General features: G+C 66.3%; 17 protein-coding genes and 1 tRNA gene. 7 read left to right on the forward strand and 11 right to left on the reverse strand.

Features of this window, described 5'->3' with window-relative positions:
- Positions 1 to 11: 11 nt before the first annotated feature.
- The 8 genes from BKG60_RS05655 to pgm form a co-directional block, all read right to left on the reverse strand.
- Entirely contained in the window at positions 12 to 425 is a 414-nt protein-coding gene (locus BKG60_RS05655) for a coiled-coil domain-containing protein (protein WP_075909333.1), read from the reverse strand.
- Positions 422 to 2566, reverse strand: a complete 2145-nt coding sequence (locus BKG60_RS05660) for a hypothetical protein (RefSeq protein ID WP_075909334.1) — start codon at positions 2564 to 2566, stop codon at positions 422 to 424. The genes BKG60_RS05655 and BKG60_RS05660 overlap by 4 nt, the downstream gene beginning before the upstream one ends.
- On the reverse strand, positions 2563 to 4383 hold the full coding sequence (locus BKG60_RS05665; RefSeq protein WP_075909335.1) for a hypothetical protein: 1821 nt from the start codon (positions 4381 to 4383) through the stop codon (positions 2563 to 2565). The genes BKG60_RS05660 and BKG60_RS05665 overlap by 4 nt, the downstream gene beginning before the upstream one ends.
- A 3-nt stretch (positions 4384 to 4386) precedes the next feature.
- Positions 4387 to 5718 (reverse strand): tyrosine-type recombinase/integrase, encoded by a 1332-nt coding sequence (locus tag BKG60_RS05670; RefSeq protein ID WP_242671582.1) that lies wholly within the window; start codon positions 5716 to 5718, stop codon positions 4387 to 4389.
- Between the two features lie 100 nt (positions 5719 to 5818).
- A complete protein-coding gene (locus tag BKG60_RS05675) occupies positions 5819 to 6826 on the reverse strand; it encodes a type I restriction-modification system subunit M (RefSeq protein WP_242671583.1) in 1008 nt (335 codons plus the stop codon).
- 287 nt (positions 6827 to 7113) lie between these two features.
- Positions 7114 to 7186 (reverse strand) — tRNA-Ala (locus tag BKG60_RS05680).
- A gap of 55 nt (positions 7187 to 7241) precedes the next feature.
- Positions 7242 to 8483: an MFS transporter gene (locus BKG60_RS05685; RefSeq protein ID WP_070944429.1), complete on the reverse strand. Its 1242-nt coding sequence runs from the start codon at positions 8481 to 8483 to the stop codon at positions 7242 to 7244.
- Entirely contained in the window at positions 8480 to 10114 is a 1635-nt protein-coding gene (pgm, locus tag BKG60_RS05690) for a phosphoglucomutase (alpha-D-glucose-1,6-bisphosphate-dependent) (RefSeq protein ID WP_070944430.1), read from the reverse strand. The genes BKG60_RS05685 and pgm overlap by 4 nt, the downstream gene beginning before the upstream one ends.
- A gap of 70 nt (positions 10115 to 10184) precedes the next feature.
- Between pgm and crcB (BKG60_RS05695) the strand changes: the two genes are divergently transcribed.
- Genes crcB (BKG60_RS05695) through mbtN form a run of 6 tightly spaced genes read left to right on the forward strand, consistent with a single transcriptional unit; the run spans position 10185 to position 15100 of the window.
- Entirely contained in the window at positions 10185 to 10583 is a 399-nt protein-coding gene (crcB, locus tag BKG60_RS05695) for a fluoride efflux transporter CrcB (protein ID WP_070184695.1), read from the forward strand.
- 8 nt (positions 10584 to 10591) lie between these two features.
- Positions 10592 to 10957, forward strand: a complete 366-nt coding sequence (gene crcB, locus BKG60_RS05700; RefSeq protein ID WP_070944520.1) for a fluoride efflux transporter CrcB — start codon at positions 10592 to 10594, stop codon at positions 10955 to 10957.
- A complete protein-coding gene (locus BKG60_RS05705) occupies positions 10954 to 12027 on the forward strand; it encodes a DUF190 domain-containing protein (RefSeq protein WP_070944431.1) in 1074 nt (357 codons plus the stop codon). The genes crcB (BKG60_RS05700) and BKG60_RS05705 overlap by 4 nt, the downstream gene beginning before the upstream one ends.
- Before the next feature lie 60 nt (positions 12028 to 12087).
- On the forward strand, positions 12088 to 12357 hold the full coding sequence (locus BKG60_RS05710) for an acyl carrier protein (protein WP_070944432.1): 270 nt from the start codon (positions 12088 to 12090) through the stop codon (positions 12355 to 12357).
- A gap of 5 nt (positions 12358 to 12362) precedes the next feature.
- A complete protein-coding gene (gene mbtM, locus BKG60_RS05715) occupies positions 12363 to 13928 on the forward strand; it encodes a long-chain-fatty acid--ACP ligase MbtM (protein ID WP_239252468.1) in 1566 nt (521 codons plus the stop codon).
- Entirely contained in the window at positions 13925 to 15100 is a 1176-nt protein-coding gene (gene mbtN / locus BKG60_RS05720; RefSeq protein ID WP_070184679.1) for a mycobactin biosynthesis acyl-ACP dehydrogenase MbtN, read from the forward strand. Before mbtM ends, mbtN begins: the two co-directional genes overlap by 4 nt.
- 5 nt (positions 15101 to 15105) lie before the next feature.
- Here the strand turns inward: mbtN and BKG60_RS05725 are convergent, their stop codons facing one another.
- Positions 15106 to 15747, reverse strand: coding sequence for a GNAT family N-acetyltransferase (locus BKG60_RS05725; RefSeq protein ID WP_075909336.1), 642 nt, complete (start codon positions 15745 to 15747; stop codon positions 15106 to 15108).
- Between the two features lie 61 nt (positions 15748 to 15808).
- The gene (locus BKG60_RS05730; protein ID WP_075909337.1) at positions 15809 to 16168 is read right to left on the reverse strand and encodes a DUF488 domain-containing protein; all 360 of its coding nucleotides are present in this window, start codon (positions 16166 to 16168) and stop codon (positions 15809 to 15811) included.
- 20 nt (positions 16169 to 16188) lie between these two features.
- Between BKG60_RS05730 and BKG60_RS05735 the strand changes: the two genes are divergently transcribed.
- Positions 16189 to 16398 (forward strand): hypothetical protein, encoded by a 210-nt coding sequence (locus BKG60_RS05735; protein WP_070184676.1) that lies wholly within the window; start codon positions 16189 to 16191, stop codon positions 16396 to 16398.
- Here the strand turns inward: BKG60_RS05735 and BKG60_RS05740 are convergent, their stop codons facing one another.
- Positions 16399 to 18999 carry a helix-turn-helix domain-containing protein gene (locus BKG60_RS05740; RefSeq protein ID WP_239252456.1) on the reverse strand — a complete coding sequence of 867 codons (2601 nt, stop codon included), beginning with the start codon at positions 18997 to 18999 and terminating at the stop codon, positions 16399 to 16401.
- Positions 19000 to 19163: the final 164 nt, after the last annotated feature.

Below are 19163 nucleotides of genomic sequence, written 5' to 3' on the forward strand. Positions count from 1 at the left end.
TGGACATGGCGTCATGAGCCGCCGCCGGTTCGCAGCGGTACGACTTTGCGCAGGCCCGGGTCGCTTGACCGGAGTTGCTGGTTTTCCAGCGCCAGGACCTGGATGATCCGCTCCAGCTGATGAATGGTCGAGGTGAGCGCCGTGACCTCGGCGGTGAGTTCTTTCACGCGCTTCTGAGCGTCGGTCTTCTCCTCGCGGAGTGCCTCCAGGATTGGGGGCTCGGTGTTGGTGCTGGCGATCCGGGCACGGAACTCGTCCTGGAGGTCGGTGTGCCGGTGGGTGAGCAACCAGCGCTTGACGCAAGCCTCGACGGCGAGTGACTTCACGGTGAGTTTGCCGTCGGAGTGCAGTGGGCTGTCGGCGATAAGCCGGTCCATCGCGTCGCGGATCGCGCGGCGGACCTGTTCATCAGCCTGCTCGGTCATCGCGGCTTCCCATCGTTCTGATGCTCGTCGACGAGGGCTTGAAGGGCGATGATGCGTTGTTCGAGCCGGCCGCGCAGCGGTATCGGCGTTGTGGGCGAGGCGATCTCGGCCTGGTGCCGAGTGACTGCGTCGACGATCTGGGCGATGTTCTGGTCGGTTCGGGCGATATTGCCGCATCCGGGTTGACAGTGCGAGACATCAGGTGATCGGTGCTGGCTTGCCGTGATCTGCCGGTCGGGGTGGCACAGAGCCTTGGACTGGTCGTAGCAGCAGGTGACGAACTGTTGCGGGTTGTCGTAGATGCGCAGCTGGGGATTGGCGCGCAGGGCAGCTGCCTGCTTGTTGCTCATGTAACGGCCGCGGAATTGCCGGTCGAAGGTGTGGATGGCCTGGGTGTATCGGCCGGCGGCTGGGCCGCTGACCTGCTCACCGCTTTCGAGGCGTTGATGTGCGTCTTCGAGGTAGTCGGCTCGGGCGAGGGCCTCCTCCATCGGAAAGACGTCTCTGAGACCGCTGGCGACCCGTGATCCGTAGCCATCGGTGGTGTAGCCGCGTAGGTGCCCGTACTGCACGCCGAGGGCCACTCGGCCGCCTGGCTTGCGGTAGATGAACCAGGCCAGCGTGCGCCTGAACCGCTTGACGGTCACGGCTTCCTCGGGATCGGCGGGGATCACCTCGTGGGGACGTTCGAGCCTCACGGCGGCGCGATTGCTCCAATCGATCAAGTCCTGGATTCGGTCCCGGACCATGCGGGCGTGCACGGCTTTCCCCGCGTTGACACCGCAGGGCCATAGCGAGAACGCGTCGATCGGAAACAGAAGTTGAGAAGTGGGGTTCAGTGCTTCCATCACGGCAACGGCTTTCGCCACCGGCGCGATGGCCAGCCAGGGTTGTTCCCGTTCGACGCCGGCGGGTATTGCGTTGCCCGACTTATCAAGTGCACCTTTGAAGGTTCTGCCGTGAAGACGGTAATGGAGTTGCCCGGTCGCGGGATCGGTGTGGGTTCGGCAGCCGCCGCGCTCCAGTGCGCGGCACTCCTCGCCCCGCATCCCGGTCAGGTAGGCGATGACCACGAACGCGGCGGTGGCCAGATGGCGGCATAGCTCCTCGACCTCGTAGAAGTTGATCGACGGGGTCCAGTCCATTCCGTCGACGGAGGCGGTGATCGGCATGGGCAGATGCGCTTCGTCGCTGGCGCTCAGGCCGGCTATCGGCCAGTGCGAATTCATCACCTGTGTCTCTTCGGGAGACAGGCCCAACTGCCAGCCGATGAATCCCTTTGCCAGAGAACGCATGTGCGGCCGATTGGAAGCTACCCACCCAGGCACCGTCTGTGAATCCCGACGCCGCTCTTCAACATACGCGCGAAACCGTTGATAGGGCGTCAGAGCCTGGAGGCTCGCCGGAACATCGCAAGGTGTCGCTTTCAGTGCCATTGCGGTCAGGATGTCGTCGCTGAAGTCGGTGACGAAGCGCAGCGCCCAGACCAGAAGGCCGGCCATCGTCTGCGGGTGGATGGGGGCGGTCTTGTTCTCACTGGACCAGTTGGCGGGGCCGAGCACCGAGGTGCGTCCGATATGGCTGTTCTCCCATGGTGGGCGTGCGAGACGGTCGGCTTCGGGGAGGTAGGGAGCGTAGAGCCAGGCACGGGTGACGGCGAAGAGTATGTTGCCCACGTTCTCTCGTGAGCCGCGGTGTCGTTTGAGATGCTCCGCATATTCGTCGTAGATGGCATCGGTGACCGCGCTGAACTCGTGAATGTCCTTCTCTGCCAGCCACGTCATCCACTGCCGCAGGAATCGCGCGAACGTGCAAACGGTTACCGGCGCGAGTTGACTACGCGCCGCCGAGGAGCGCTCCAGATCCTCGACCGGTGTCGGCTTGTTGATGCTCGCCCAGATCAATCGCTTGGCCGTGGCGACATAGTTCGGCGGGAAGGTGTCGAAGGCGATGCTCAACTTGCCCGACACGGTCTGTTTCTGCACCAACGGTGTGAGATCCCATCGGTTGGCGCCCACGGTGGAGAGATTTCCTCGCAGTGCTTCAGGCACGCGCTCAATGTCGGCGATAACAGGTTCGGCGTCGTCAAGTTCGAGCTGACCAGTCTGTGGTGACCACGAGTTGGCTGCTGCGGTGCTCACGCGTCGAGATTCCTTCCGATGAGCGCAGTGACGACTTCGCGATCAGCGTCGGTGACATGGCGGCGGGCATCGCCGATCTCGGCGTTGGTCGCGTTCTGTTCGAGAATCGCTTGCAGTCGGGCGTAGTGGTCTCGGTAGTCCGTCTCCCATCGGGCCGGGGCAACGAGGGTGGCCACGTTGTCGAGGGCATCAAGCAGCGTGACCAGACGCGGCAGATGATCGGGGGTGATAACCGCGTTCGTGCAGGTAAAGCAGGCGAAGAATGAGGCCGGGCACGGTTCGCCCGCGGTGGCCGCGAACGGGCTGTTCAAGAAGTCGGTGCACGCGGTGGTGGCGGTGTCGAGGTGTCCCGCAAGCAGTAGCTTCAGTGTCGGCACCGGGATACCCAGCTGTGTCGCGGCGGTGTCCGGATCTCTGCGGGCGGCAATCACCTCGGCGGCACTCAGCGAGCGGATCGCGACCGTGGCTCTGGCGTGAGCCACAGCATCGGCCTGTCCGTCAATGATGGTGTCGGCAGCCTCGTCTGCAGTGGCCGGGTCGGGGCTGCGGTAGGTGTCTTCGCTGACGGATTCGCTGTTCTGCCGGGCATGTTGGTTCAACACCTGCTCGGACAATCGCAGCCGTCGCAGACTCACCCGCAACGGTGTGCCGTCGTCTGCCAGCAGGCCGGCATCGGCCATGTAGTGATCGCCGATTCCCGCGGTCAACCATTCCTGCCGGAACGGGCCATCGTCGGTGAGGTTCTTGTGCCGGTGGGCGATGAGCAACTTCTCCGACGGGGTTCCGAGCTGTGCAAGTGCGGTGCGGCATGGCTCGGTCAAGCGGAGAGCGTTCTCCCAGAGCTTTCCGGCCTCGCCGGCGAGGATTTCGGCGCTGTAGCGCTTGGTTCCTCTTCTCGGTTTGTCGGTGTTGACGGTGTATACCGAGTCTTCACCGGCACCGTCGGATGCCCTGAACGACGTCACGGTGAGGTTGTCCATGACGGAGAGGTTGAACCCTCGCTCGCACACGAGAAGTACCATCAAGCAATAGATTTCCCGTATCGACGGGAACAGTGCCTGCGCCGGATTGGACACACCGGCCAGATCGAAGCAGCCCTTGAGGACCACCCGGTTGGCGAGGTACTGAGTAGGAAGCATCCCGTTTCGCGACAGATACTCCAGCAGGGATCCTGTGCTCCACCGCTCCCCGCCGACCTTGAACGTGATTCCGTCACCGACATCACCAACCGCGCGGTACTGGTACAGCCTCTCGGTGTTGGTCCGGATTCTGCGGAGCGCTTGGCGTACCTCGCCCTTGGCGGCACTGCGGATCCGCCCGAACTCGTCGCGACTGTAGGAATCATTCTCCGGTAGGCGTTTCCGAGGCTTCACAGCCTTCGCGCGCATCGCCTTCCGTGTGGTTTCGGAAAGTCGTGGGGACTCCGACAGCACGGCCCGCATGAGATTCACTTGCCCCGGCCAACGGGCCTGGCTTTCCTTGACAGTCCGCCACGCCCACCACACCTCGGGCCCGAAATCGGCGATCGAGTGGACGTCGGGGAACTCCGTCCCCAGGTAGGTGATCAGTTGCCGCGCGGCGCCCACCGCCGCGTCGACGGTCGCCATTGTGCGCCAACGGCCACCGGATTGGGACCCGTTTGCCAGCGCGGTGACGAGGTCGTCGATCAGTTCAGCGGGCCCGTGGACGTCATCGAATGAGAATGTCTTCGTGCGTCCCGCCTCGTCGGTGAAGCAGAGCTCTCGAAGCTCAGGGTCCACTGCTGCGGGTCGGGCGTACTTGCCGGTGGGGAGTGCCGCTGTCCTACGCGAGGCCACCGCTCACTGCTCCTCGGTGTCGACGATGCCGGGAGCCGCCGTCGCGATGTGTGTGATGAAGTCGGCGATCGATGCGTCGTCGGCCATGTCGTCATTGAGGAACAGGTCGACCTGCAGGCCCGACACCGGTTCGAGATAGCAGTCCCGCGTAGTTTCCAGGTTCGCGTGGCCAAGTAATGTTTGAACCAAAACCCAAGGGTCCCCGAAGATGTGGCGATACTCGCGCCGTTCGGCAGGGGTGATGCCCATCTTGCGTTCGTGTGCGTAGATCAATATGACCAACATCCTCAGGGCGAACGAGTGGCGCAGCATATGCGGGTGACAATGGATGTCTACCCCAAGGGTCTGACACCGATCGTTGGCCGTGGAGAAGATCGCCTCCCAGGTGCGGTAGGGCAACGGCAGGCCGGCTTCGGACAGCCAGACCATCCAGGGTTCATTCCCGTGATCAGTGGTGATGTAGAAGTTGAGTCGATCATTCGCGTCGAGACTGTCCAGCGGTACTGTCCCCTTACTGCCGTCCCGGTTGGTGAAGTGGACACGGCGGTGATGGTCCACCGTGTCGACGATTTTGATGTCGGTCAGTGCGTCGTAACGACCTTCGGAGCGGGCTCGGTGAACTGCCGCGGCTCGGGTTGAAATCCGGTAGTTGTCAATGTGTTTCAGTGCTGCGGTGCTGATCCAGAAATCGCGGCCGCGACCTTTCGCGACGGCTTGGCCGACTCGGGCCTTGGCGTAACGCACTTGGCTGTCAGCGTTGGGGATTTCTCCCAGGACGAGTGTTCCGGCTTCACGCAGTCGCAGTCCGCTCGACCACAGCACTTCGGCGAACGCCAGATTACGGCCGTCGTTGCGTCCTCGCCACGTCGCATCCCGCCGCCCGTCGCCGCGGTAGCCGCCGAGGCCGACGTCGCGCCAGCGCTTGTATGCCCGGGGCGTCAGCCACTTCAATTGGACCGAGCGGACAGCACTCGGGTGCAGCCGCGTGAAGTCCGAGTCCCCGGTCGAGTTGGGCTTGTGCAGGGCTACAGGAGAAACAGCCACGTTGCCGCGCCACTGCTGCCAGTCGTAGAACTTCTTGATTGCGGCCAGATCCCGTGAAAACGTGGCCGCACCAACACGATACGGGTTCTTCTGGTCGCGTCGCCGCCAGAACTCATAGTCGGCAAGATGCTCGAACGTCGCCGTTCTCCAGTCGATGCCTTGAACGGACAGGAAGGAGAGAAACAGCTGGATGTCCGGGGCGTAGGCCTCCTGCGACCCGGCCGCCAACGATTGGAACGCTGCCGAGCGGAAGAATTCCAGGGCCTCAACGTCCGGTCGACCATCGGGCATCAGGAGAAACGGCTGCCCCGGGCGGATTCCGAGCGCAGCCTCACGCTCGGCTAGATCGGGGAAGTCTGCAAGGACATCGGACCTCGCGGTGTACGGCCGGTTAGGCTGCCGCGCCCAACACAACCTCCAGCGGGAGTCGTCGTCGTGTTGTTCCACAGCAACAGAACCTGCCACAACACACCGACATTCTACGGAAGGGCGGGTTGGAGAGCATGAAGTCGAACTCCTGCCCGGCGAAGGCGTCGTTCGACAGGGTCGAATACTCCGGGCCGCCTTTGATGTTGTCGGCGGCCGAGCCCTCGCCCTTGAGGATCAGGTCAGCTTTGGCGATCGCGTAGGTCTCGGCATTGATCTCCTGGCCGTACAGGTGGGTGGAGATCTTCTTGCCAGCAGGCTCAGTGAGGTCTTTGAGGGTCTCTTCGGCAACGGTGAGCATGCCACCGGTGCCCATCGCTCCGTCGTACAAGCGATAGGTGCCCGACGGGATCGCATCGGCGATCGGCTCGAACATCAACCGGGTCATCAAGCGCACAGCATCGCGAGGGGTCCAGTGCTCACCGGCCTCCTCGTTGTTCTCCTCGTTGAAACGGCGCACCAGCTCCTCGAACACCGTGCCCATGCCGTGGTTGTCCAGACCGGCCGGGGAGAGGTCGAGGTCGGGCTGAAGGAACTTCTCGATCAGCGCGCCAAGGGCGTCAGCCTTGGTAAGTCGTGGAAGTTGGTGTCGCAACTCAAAATTGTCGATGATCTCCTGCACGTTCGGCGAGAAGCCGTCGAGGTATGCCTCGAAGTTCTGGCGCAACCGGGTCGAGTTCGCCGTATTGCGGAGATCTTTCAGTGTGAAGCCGGAGTGGTTGTAGAAATCCTGCCCGGCCGCCTGCCGCAGCGGACCGTCCTGGTTGGCGATGTTCGCACCGTCGAGGGTTTCCTTCATCTGTTTTACCGCGTCGCGGGTGGGCTCCAGCACGCTGTCGAGGCGACGCAGCACGGTGAAGGGCAGAATCACATCCCGGTATTTGCTACGCACGTAGACATCGCGGAGAACGTCGTCGGCGATGCCCCAAATGAGGGCGACGATCCGAGAATGGTTTATGGAGCTGTTCGGCAACGGTCACGTCCTTCGGTTGCGGCTCTCGACATGCTGGCGACGAACACGATCACATGTCCCCTCACGATCGTGAAGGGACATGTGATGCCGTGCTTCACCGGTGACGGTAACGTCAGCGACTGACCGTTCCTCCCAACACCCACCAACTCGCTCTGGCGTGTCCCTGGCGCAGGGGTGCATCGTCTGAGCCCCCGACGGATCGGCGCCCGGCAAGCGCGACAACGCGGACCCGACAGCAAACGAAAAAACCCGCCCCAACCTCGTGGTCGGAACGGATTTCTCAAACGTGGAGCTAAGGGGACTCGAACCCCTGACCCCCACACTGCCAGTGTGGTGCGCTACCAGCTGCGCCATAGCCCCGTTGTCGTGCTCAACGAAGTTACACCACAGTGGCCGTCTAACCCAAAACGGCAGCTCAGGGCAGTTCATCGGCGGAATCGGGTCCGAGCGGACGGGCCGGGGTGTGCTCGTGCGAAGCCGTCGGACGGGTCTCCGGGGCGAAGACCCACCCGACCGCCGCGGCCAACATGATGACCCCCGTGGTGACGAACGCGACCGCGAAGCTGACGTGCAGGGCGATCTGGCCCACGGCGAAGGACCCGACGATCGCGCCCAGGTCCGACATCATCTGGAAGGTGGCGACCGCCGTCCCGCCCCGCGCCTTGTTGCCGACGACGTCGGCCACCGCGGCCTGCTGGGGCGAGACGAACATCCCCGTCGCCGCACCGGTCACATAGGCGCACACCAGAAACAGCGGCAGCGAGTTGCTGAAGCCGACCGCCACCGTCGCCGCAGCCGAGACCGTCAGCCCCACGATCACCAACATCCGCCGCCCGACCCGGTCGGAGAGGTAGCCGCTGGGCACCACCGCCGAGACGTTGCCGATCGCGAATGTCGCCAGCGCCAGGCCCGCCGCACCCGCGCTGCGCCCCAGCACGTCGACCACGAACAGCGGTACCAATGCGATGCGCAGTCCGACCGAGGACCAACCGGAGGCGAAGTTGGAGAACAGCGCCGCACGATAGGCACGATGCCGCAGCACCGCCCGCATCGATACCTTGGGCAACTCGTCGACGGCCGGGGCGGCCAACTCCGAGTGCCGCAGGCTGACGAACACCACCGCGGCCGCCACCATCAGCGCCGCGCCGTAGATCAAGAACGGTGCCGACAGTCCGAAGCCGGCGGTCAAGCTACCCAGTACCGGACCGCCGACCGAGCCGACCAGAAATCCGGAGGCGAACAGCCCGGCAACGCGGCCGCGGGCGTCCGGCGGCGAGATCCGGATCATCAGGCCCAGTGAGGACACGGTGAACATCGCCGAGCCCAGTCCGCCGAGCGAGCGGAACAGCAAGAGTTGGGTATAGGTCTGGGCGAACGCGCAGGCCCCGGTGGACACCGCGACGATCAGCAGCCCACTGATGTAGACCCGCCGCTCCCCCAGCCGTTGCACCAGGGCCCCTGCGGGCGGCGCGCCCACCAGACGCATCGCCGCGAAAGCGGTGATCACGAAAGTGGCCGCGGCGATACTGACCCCGAAATGGCGGGCGTAATTCGGAAGTACCGGCGCTACGACGCCGTAACCGAGTGCGACCACCACGTTCGCGCAAACCAGCAGCCAGACCTCGCGGGGCAGGCTCTGCGTGGTCTTGACAGTCACCCGATGACTGTATTCACCACATCCTTGGCGGCCTCCTGCACCTCCGCCAGATGATCGGGGCCGAGGAAAGACTCGGCGTAGATCTTGTAGACGTCCTCGGTGCCCGACGGCCGGGCGGCGAACCAGGCGTTCTCCGTCGTGACCTTGAGCCCGCCCAACGCGGCGCCGTTGCCCGGTGCGGAGGTCAGTTTGGCGGTGATGGGCTCACCGGCCAGTTCGGTGGCGCTGACCTGCTCGGGCGACAGTTTGGCCAGTCGGGATTTCTGCTCGCGATCGGCCGGGGCGTCGATGCGCGCATAGGTAGGCGAGCCGTAGCGTTCTGCCAGTTCGGCATACCGCTGCGACGGCGTCGTCCCGGTGACCGCCAGGATCTCCGAGGCCAGCAGCGCCAGGATGATGCCGTCCTTGTCAGTGGTCCAGGTCGATCCGTCGGTGCGCAGGAACGACGCCCCCGCGCTCTCCTCGCCACCGAAACCGATGCCGCCACCGATCAGCCCGTCGACGAACCACTTGAACCCGACCGGCACCTCGACCAGCTTGCGATCCAGCCCGGCCACCACCCGGTCGATGATCGAACTGCTCACCGCGGTCTTGCCGACCGCGGTGGCCGTCGGCCAGTTCGGCCGGTGGGTGTAGAGGTAGTCGATGGCCACGGCCAGATAGTGATTGGGATTCATCAGCCCGCCGTCCAGGGTGACGATGCCGTGCCGGTCCGAGTCGGCGTCGTTGCCGGTCGCGATCTGGTACTCGTCGCGATTGGCAATCAGCGAGGCCATCGCATTCGGCGAGCTGCAGTCCATCCGGATCTTGCCGTCGGTATCCAGCGTCATGAACCGCCACGTCGCATCCACCAGCGGATTCACCACGGTGAGATCCAGGTTGTAGCGCTCGGCGATCGCGCCCCAGTAGTCCACGCTGGCCCCGCCGAGCGGATCGGCACCGATGCGGATGCCCTCGGCCCGGATCGCGTGCAGGTCCACCACATTGGCCAGATCGCAGACATAGGCGTCGAGGTAATCGTGACGCTGCGCCGTCTGCAGCGCCCGGGACAGCGGCATGCGTTTCACGTCCCTGAACCCGTCACGCAAAATCTCGTTGGCGCGCTTGGCAATCCACCCGGTGGCGTCGGTGTCGGCCGGGCCGCCGTTGGGCGGGTTGTACTTGAAACCACCGTCGCGCGGCGGGTTGTGCGACGGGGTGACGACGATACCGTCGGCCAGGTCCGCATCCCGGCCCTGGTTGAAGGTCAGGATGGCGTGGCTGACCGCGGGCGTCGGGGTGTAGCGGTCGGCTGAATCGATCATCGCCACAACATCATTGGCGGCCAGCACCTCGAGCGCTGATGTCCAGGCCGGTTCGGACAAGGCATGGGTGTCACGGCCGAGGAACAGCGGACCGGTGGTGCCCTGCGCGGCGCGGTATTCGACGATGGCCTGCGTGGTGGCCAGGATGTGGCCCTCGTTGAACGCGGTGTCCAGGCTGGAACCCCGGTGCCCGGAGGTACCGAACACCACCTGCTGCGCAATGTCATCGGGATCGGGCTGGCCGGTGTAGTAAGCGGTCACCACCTCGGCGATGTCGATCAGATCCTCGGGTTGAGCCGGTTGCCCGGCGCGGGGATTGGCAGCCATGGATCCGATTGTGCTCCCGATCGGATGTCGGTGCCCGGCACTCGCCCGCCAGACGCCATACTTTTACTTCATGTTTGGCCATGACCCCCGAGAATTGGCCGCAGTATTCGTCGGCGGCGCCCTCGGCACGCTGGCGCGCGCCGGTCTGGCGGTGCTCGGGGCCCACAATCCGCATCAATGGCCTTGGCCGACGTTCATCGTGAACATCGTCGGCGCCTTCCTGCTGGGGTACTTCACCACGCGACTGCTGGAACGGCTGCCGGTCTCCAATTACCGCCGTCCGCTGTGGGGTACCGGGTTGTGCGGCGGGCTGACCACCTTCTCCACAATGCAGGTCGAGACGATCACCATGATCGAGCACGGTCACTGGGCGCTGGCCGCCGGCTACACCGCGGCCAGCATCGCCGCAGGCGTGGTCGCGGTCGCGATCGCGACCGGGCTGGTCCGACGGGCCGCGGTGCGCGGATGAGCGCGCCGATGACCGCCCTGGTGTGGACCGGTGTGATGCTGCTCGGCGGCATCGGGGCGGTCTGCCGGTTACTCCTCGACCGCGCGGTGTCCGCCCGCCACACCCGTGGCTTCCCGTTCGGCACCCTGGCGGTCAACCTCAGCGGCGCGTTTCTGCTGGGCTTCCTCGGCGGCCTGGCCCTGGACCGTCACGCCGCGCTGCTGGCCGGCACCGCGTTCGTCGGCTCGTACACCACGTTCTCCACCTGGATGCTGGAAACCCAGCGCCTCGGCGAGGAGCGCCGGATCTGGCCCGCGGTGGGCAACATTGTCGTCAGCGTGGCGCTCGGGCTGATCGCGGCGTGGCTGGGGATGACGGTCGGGAGCCGACTGTGACTACCACCGATTACCTCAAGCTGACCGCGTACTTCGCCGAGAGACTGCGCCACGACCAACGTTTCGTCGCCGATGCGCTCCTGGATCTCTACGGCGGCAGCGACATCGCGATCAGCGTGATGCTGCGCGGGATCTCCAGCTTCGGCCCGCGCCATCACCTGCGCACCGACGAGACACTGACCGCGTCGGAGGACCCCCCGATCACCATCGCGGCCGTCGATGCGGCCGACAAGATTTCCGCGCTGGCCCGACACACTGTCGAGCTGGTTCCCCGTGGCCTGATCACCCTGGAGCGGGCCCAGCTGATCCGCCGCCAGTCGCCGGAGCCAACCGTCACCGACGTCTGCAAGCTCACCGTGTACGTCGGCCGCCACCACCGGGTGAGCGGCGTCCCGGCCTACCGTGCGGTGTGCGACCTGCTGCACCGGCGTGGCTTCGCCGCGACGACGGTGTTCCTCGGCGTGGACGGCACCGCGCATGGCCAGCGTCGCCGCGCCGCGTTCTTCAGCCGAAACACCGAGGTACCGCTGATGATCGTCGGGCTCGGGACCGGAGCCCAGCTGAATGCCGTCCGCGCGGAACTCACCGAATTGCTGGAGAACAACCCCCTGCTCACCGTCGAGCGGGCGCAGCTGTGCAAGCTGGGCGGCCTACTGCTGACCCGGCCGGCCGAGCTGCCCGGCACCGACGGCCAGGGCCGCCCGCTGTGGCAGAAGCTGATGGTCCACACCTCCGAGACCGCACAGCACGACGGGGTGCCCATTCACCGGGCCATCGTGCGCAGGCTGATGCAGACCGGCGCGGCAGGCGGTGCCACCGTGCTGCGCGGGGTCTGGGGCTACAGCGACGGGCAAAAACCACACGGGGACAGGCTGTTCCAGCTCGGCAGGCACGTTCCGGTGACCACCATCGTGGTGGACACCCCTGAACGCATCGCGGCGTCCTTCGAAATCGTCGACGAGATCACCCGGGAGCACGGCGTGGTCAGCGCCGAGCTGGTGCCTTCGGCAACCGTGGTCGAGGCCGGGCACCGGCACGGCGGTACCGATCTGGCCCGCTTCAGTTACTGACCTCACAGCCGGCCGGGTAAGGCTAGCCTATCTTTCCTCCGCCGTGTACCGTGCCACCCCATGCAGTCGACTACATCCGAAGCGGTCAGTGCCGCCCTCACCGAGATCCTTCGCGACGACATGAACGTCGATGTCCGCCGGGTGACCAGTGAGTCACGACTCATCGACGACGTCGGACTGGACTCGGTGGCGTTCGCAGTCGGCATGGTGGCGATCGAGGACAAGCTCGGTGTCGCCCTGTCCGAGGAAGACCTGCTCAGCTGTGACACCGTCGGCGACCTCGAGGCGGCCATCCTGGCGAAAGTACCTGCCGCGCAGAGCAGCCAGTGAGCGTGCTGGCCACGGCGCTGTCGGCGTCACTGACCACCACCGACGCCGACCTCGTGGTGTACGACCCCGGGACCGGCACCTGGACCCGCCATCCGTGGGGGCAGGTGTACGCGCGCGCCGAGAACGTCGCCGAGCAGATCGGCCAGGACGCTTCGACGGCGGTGGGCGTGGTCGGTGAGCCCACCGTGGAGAGCATCGCGACGGTCCTCGGCGCCCTGCTGGCCGGCGCGGCACTGTCCGTTCTACCCGGCCCGATCCGAGGTGCGGACGCCGATACCTGGGCACAATCCACCGTGAACCGGTTCTCCGGCATCGGCGTCGGCACGGTGTTCAGCAACGGCGGCTACCTGGACCTGCTGCGCACGGTCCAGACCGACCTCAAGATCCACGACGACGCCATCGTCGCCCACCCTCAACGCTCCACCACCCTGCCGCTGGGAACCGGCCAGTTCGCCGTACTTCAAGGCACCGCCGGTTCAACCGGCACGCCCCGCACCGCACAGCTGACGCCGGACGCGGTGCTGGCCAATCTGCGTGGACTCAGCGATCGAATCAGCCTGTCGCCCAGTGACATCGGATGCTCGTGGCTGCCGCTGTACCACGACATGGGACTGACCTTCCTGCTGGCCGGAGCGCTCGGCGGTATCGAGGTGTGGCAGGCTTCGACAATGGCCTTCGCGGCCTCGCCGTTCAGCTGGGTGCGCTGGCTGACCGAGAGCCGCGCCAGCCTGACCGCCGCCCCGAACATGGCCTACGGCTTGATCGGCAAGTACTCCAAGCGCCTGACCGATCTGGACCTGTCGGCCGTTCGGTTCGCGCTCAACGGAGGCGAGCCGGTGGATTGCGAGGCCACGAGCCGGTTCGGCACCGAACTGTCCCGGTTCGGCTTCAACCCCGGCGCACTCTCACCGTCGTACGGCATGGCCGAATCATCGTGCGCGGTAACCGTTCCGGTTCCGGGACTCGGGGTGGTTCTCGACGAGATCACCGTCACGACGGACGCCGGGTCCAATCGGCAGCAACTCGCGGTCCTCGGCGACGCCATCCCCGGGATGGAAGTGCGCCTGCGCCCCAGCGAAGACAACGCCGGCATCGTGGGCCGCGAGGTGGGTGAGGTCGAGATTCGCGGCACCTCGATGATGTCGGGCTACCTGGGCCAGACACCTCTGGAGCCCGGCGACTGGTTCGCCACCGGCGATCTCGGCTATTTCGTCGACGGCGGTTTGGTGGTCTGCGGGCGCACCAAGGAACTGATCACGGTGGCCGGACGCAACATCTTCCCGACAGAGATCGAGCGGGTTGCCGCTCAGGTCAAGGGCGTTCGTGAGGGCGCCGTCGTGGCCGTGGGTGCCGGTGAGAAGTCGGTCCGCGCCGGCCTGGTGATCGCGGCCGAGTTCCGTGGCGCCGACGAGGCCGACGCCCGCAGCCAAGTGATCCAGCAGGTGGCCTCCGAGTGCGGCATCGTGCCCGCCGACGTGGTGTTCCTGGCACCGGGATCACTCCCCCGCACCTCGTCGGGCAAGCTGCGCCGCCTGGAGGTCAAACAACAATTGGAGACAGCGAAGTCATGACCGCGCTCACCCCTACCCCGGCGCCGGCAACCACCACCATCGACGAGTACCGCGACCTGCTGGATCGGGTGTTCGACGACCAGGTCAAGGCATGGACCACCGAAGCCGAGGCGACCGAGAGCTTTCCGCGTCAGCTCATCGAGCACCTCGGCCGCAACGGGGTGTTCAGCGAGAAGTGGGGCGACGGACAGCAACCCGACGTGGCCAAGCTCGTAGAGCTGGCCTTCGCGCTGGGCCGGACCGGCTCGTCGGGCATCGGAGTGGGTGTCAGCCTGCACGATTCGGCGATCGCCCTGTTGCGCCGCTTTGGCAAGTCCGACCATCTGCGCACCATCTGCGAGCAGGCTGTCCACGGCGACGCCGTGCTGTGCATCGCGGCCTCCGAGGAATCCGGCGGTTCGGACCTACAGATCGTGGAGACCGAAGTCCGCACGGCCCGAGACGGATTCGAGATCAAGGGCGTCAAGAAGTTCGTTTCGCTGTCGCCGATCGCCGATCACATCATGGTGGTGGCCCGCAACGTCGACCACGACCCGAACAGCAGGCACGGCAACGTCGTCGTCGTCGCGGTCCCGACCTCCCAAGTCGAGATCCAGACGCCCTACCGCAAGGTCGGCAACGGGCCCCTGGCCACCGCAGCGGTGCACATCGACACCTGGGTTCCCGCCGATCATCTCGTCGCTCGCGCCGGCACCGGGCTGGCGGCGATCTCCTGGGGCCTGGCCCACGAGCGGATGTCGATCGCCGGACAGGTGGCCTCCGGATCCCAACGAATCCTCGGGATCACGTTGGCGCGCATGATGAAACGCCGCCAGTTCGGCCACACCCTCTATGAGCACCAGGCGCTGCGGATGCGGATCGCCGACCTGCAGGCCCGCGTCGATCTGCTGCGCTATGCGCTGGCCGGGGCGGCCGCTGCGGGCAAGCTCGATCTCCGGGCCGCCGCGGCCTTCAAGGTGACCGCCGCGCGCCTGGGCGAAGAAGTGGCATCGGAGTGCATGCACATCTTCGGCGGCTCCGGCTACCTCGTCGACGAGACGCCGCTGGGCAAGTGGTGGCGCGACATGAAGCTGGCCCGTGTCGGTGGCGGCACCGACGAAGTGCTGTGGGAGTTGGTGGCTGCGGCCATGAAGCCCGACTACGACGGCTACGCCGAATTCGCCGGAGCCTGAACCGGTTACCCGGCGGCGCCGAAGGCGTCGCCGGGTGTGCGCGGCAGCGCGTAGAGCGCCATCTTCCGGTTGGACATCTGGTGTTCGCCCAGGAATTCGCATCCCGCCCATTCACACACCCGACGGGCGCCGGTGTTGCGATGGTCGGGATCGAACATGATCCGCCGGCAGTTCGGTTCGAGTTCGAACACGTTGGCCACGATGCGCGGCAGCAGGATCGGGCCCATGCCCCGGTTGACGAATCTCAGATCCGCGATCGCGGCGTGCATGCCGACGTCGTGCGGTTCGGCGGCGTAGCGCGGTGCGATGGAATCCTTGGCCGCCCGGTACAGTTCGATGTAACCGACGGGCTTGCCGCGGAAGCTCGCGATGAACGGCCGTGAATACTCACCGTCGAGCTGAGCCTGCAGGTAGCGCCGCCAGCGCTCGGGCTCCCAGTCGTACTCCCAGGCTTCCACCAGATGTGGGCGGTTCATCCACTCCGACACCAACTCGGCGTCAGCACCGGCATCGGCCACCCGGATGTCGTATGGCTCGGCCAACATCGGGGTGGGCGGAGCGTCGACGGCGCGGACCGCATCGGTGATGTCGGTCAGCTCGCGCTTGAGTACGGGCAGTTCGGTCACGTCGGTATCGATATCGCTCATTTGAGCGCCGAGCCTACCGTAGCGAGTGAGGGTAGGTTTACCTTCCTCCCGCCGTACGAACTCAGGTCAGCAGGGCGGCCAAGACGGTCAGGTGGCTGAGTTCGACGTCACGGGTGGCAGTCACCAGGGTGACCGGGCCCTCATCGACCAAGGACCGCAGTTCATCGAGGGCCGCAGCCTCCTCCCCGGACTGCAATTCCTGGGTGTAGCGCGCGGCGAACTCGTCGTAGCGTTCCGGCTTGTGGTCGTACCAGTGCCGCAACTCAGTCGACGGGGCAACCGCGGGCAGCCACTGCCCGACCCGCGGGTCGGTCTTCTTCACGCCCCTGGGCCAGAGTCGGTCGACGAGGACTCGCTGCCCCTCGCCGGATTCGGGTTCGGTGTACACCCGGGCCAGCCGCACGCGGTGTTTCTCGGCCATCACATGCCATGGTAGGAGGCATGGGCGTGGATCGGGTGGCAGATTTGCAGCGCTGGGAGGATTCCGGCGCACACTGGCGCGTGCTCACCCGCACCACGGACAGCCTCACGATCGCGTTGCTGCGCTGCGACGGCGGCGAGGAAGTGGACCGGTTCACCTCAGCCGATCCGCGCCTGCTCGATTTCGTGGGTGCCCGCAGCTCCAGCGAGGACCCACCACACCTCGGCTGATCAAGTCGCCGGGCCGAAGCGGGCCAGCCGGGCCAGATGATCACGGTCGTCCACATCGAGTTTGGCGAACATGCGGTAGAGATGCCCGTCGACGGTGCGCACCGACAGGCACAACTTGTCGGCGATCGCGCGGTTGCTCATCCCGACCCCGACGAGGTTCGCGATCTCCCACTCGCGCTCGGTCAGCGGCAGTGGATCGCCGGCGCAGCGCAAGGCCGGCGTCCGCGCGCCACTGCGACCCGCCAACCACAGTGCCCGGGCGACGGACTCCAATTCGCCACCACGGCAACCACTCTGGGCAAACTGGCGGGCCGCATGGGCGGCCGCATCGGCCGCCAACGCCAGCGCCCCGATCGCCTCGAACCGGTCGGTGGCCGCGACGAGTTCATCGGGATCATGCCGGGCCAGACCGATGCTCTGCGCGGTGATGGCCTCGGCCATCGGGCCCCCGAGGCATCGCGTCAATTGCCGGATTCTGCCGTGACCTGAAGTTTTCCCGAACCGCAGCGCGGTGTGCAGGGCCGTGAGCTCGACCGCGTCCATCCCGTGCGCCTTGGCAGAGGCTGCCGCCCGCGCAGCGTGGCCGATCCCCACCTTCGTGTCGCCGTTGGCTGCCGCCGTCCAGGCTCTCGCCAACTCCAGTTCTGACCGGAACACCTCGAGGGACCCGACAGCGGCGGCCTCGGCGCGCCGCAGAGCGGCGCCCGCAGCGGGGCCGTCCGCCCTCATCCCCTCGGCCTGGGCCAGCCACGCCGCGACCACCATGAGCCACCCGGGCGGGAGTCCCGGAGGTGTCGCCCATACCGCGGCCTGCAGCGCTTCACACGCCGATGACAGGTGGCCGCGGGCCAATGCCACCCGTCCACTCAGCGCGGTGACGACGGCCTCGGCCTGCGCGGAACTCCCGGCCGGCACGGTATAGCGGTCACACACCCGCTGCGCCCGGGCCAGCTCTCCCGCTGCCGCGGCCGCCGACACCTGTGCGAAGGCCAGCCAGTAACGCAGCGGACCCGACTCGCAATCCTCGGCAACCCGTTCGCCCGTCTGCGCGACGGCAGCGGCTTCCTCCCAGCGTCCGGACAAAGCCAAAGCGCTCGAGGAGGCCAGGGCGGCCCACACTTTCGCCGTCGCCGCATTCGACGACGACAGGTCCGTGCCGAGCATCTCGGTGCTCAGTGCGATCGCCTCTCCGGTCTCGCCGAGGAAGAACGCGAACACCGCCTCCATCGCCGCGACCAGGCTCACCGTCTGGCGGCAGTGCAGCTGCCTGCGGACCATCGCAAGTACGGAACGCGCGGCATCAGGACGCGCACACCCGAAGAACAGGTTGGAGGCCCGCAGGCAACCCCAGCGCGCGAGCGTCGGTTCGTCCTCCTCCGGCGGCACCGTCCGGGCCAGCAGGTCCTCGGCCTGCTCGCCACGACCCTGCCAGCTCATCGCCTCAGCCAGCACGATCGCCGCAGGCGCCCCGGCGCCGTGGTTCACGGCGTATCGCGCGAGCTCCTCTCCCAGCGCCAGATTGGACATCGTGACCGCACTGGCCGCGGCATCGGCGATCACGCCCGCATCCGCCGGACCATCGCCTCCCGCCATGAACCGAGCCAACTGGATTCGCCCCCGCACGTCAGCCGGCCCGCCGTTGTTCGGCGAGGCCAGGTGCTCTCCCAACAGCACGGCCAATTGCGTATTGATCTGCCGGGAACGGGTTTTCGAGCATCGGCTGCGAGCCACCTCCCCGATGATGGGATGGCCGGGCTGCACGAGGGTGTAGGCCGCATCGTTGAGCACCTGGATCGCGCCCCGGCGCTCGACCCGGCCGATCGCGTCGAGGTCGCAGGCTGCCACCAGCACGTCCCAGTCGATGACCTCAGCGGTGGAGACCACCTCGACGACATCGAGCTCATCCGGCGTCAGGGTGTCGAACCTGGACCCGATCAATGCATGCAGATCGGCACTGGCCCGCAGCCGGCCGCGCAGCCGCCATCGCCCCTGATCGCAGACCAACACGGCATCGCCCAGGGCCGCGTTGAGCGCACCGCGGAGGTAGAGCGGACTACCCGAGGAGAACCGGTGCAGTTCTGCGACCGCGCGATCGTCGACCGCACCGCTCAACACCGCGGCTGCCAACTCGGCCGTCTGCTCCCGGGTGAAGGGTTCGAGGTCCAACCGTAAAAGCAGCTGTTCTTTCCACAGCGCCGTCACCGCATCGGAGGCGACTGCGCCGTTGCCGATGGTGACGATCAGTCGCGGTGAGCCGTGCACCGCCAATTGCTGGATCAACAGCGCCGACAACGGATCGAGATGCTGCGCGTCGTCCACCACGATGACCACGTCGGGATCGGCGGCCAACATCTCATGCGCCGCGCCGAGCATCACCGTGGGGTCACGCGCATCGGCGAGGGTGAGCGCATGCCGAAACGCGCCGAGCGGCACCGCCTGAGCGGTCTCGGTTCCGAGGACGAACCGCACCGGGCAACCCTCTGACTCCAGGCCCTCTGCCAGCACCCGGGCCAGCGCCGACTTGCCCACTCCGGTCTGGCCGGCCAGAACCACCCCGCGGGAACCGACCCGCAGCGCTTGCGCGGCTTCGTGCAGTTCCACGTTCCGTGCGACGAACGGCCAGTCCGACAAGAACGACCCCCGGATACTCTGTGGGCTTACCCGGTTGACGGTACGCCGGTGCAAGAATTGGTAACGGTCGATTCTCGCCGCCGCGACACGAATTGTTGCGTCAGAAAACACTTCTCGGACACCGGCGACGCGGG

This window comes from Mycobacterium syngnathidarum (assembly GCF_001942625.1).
GTDB lineage: Bacteria > Actinomycetota > Actinomycetes > Mycobacteriales > Mycobacteriaceae > Mycobacterium > Mycobacterium syngnathidarum.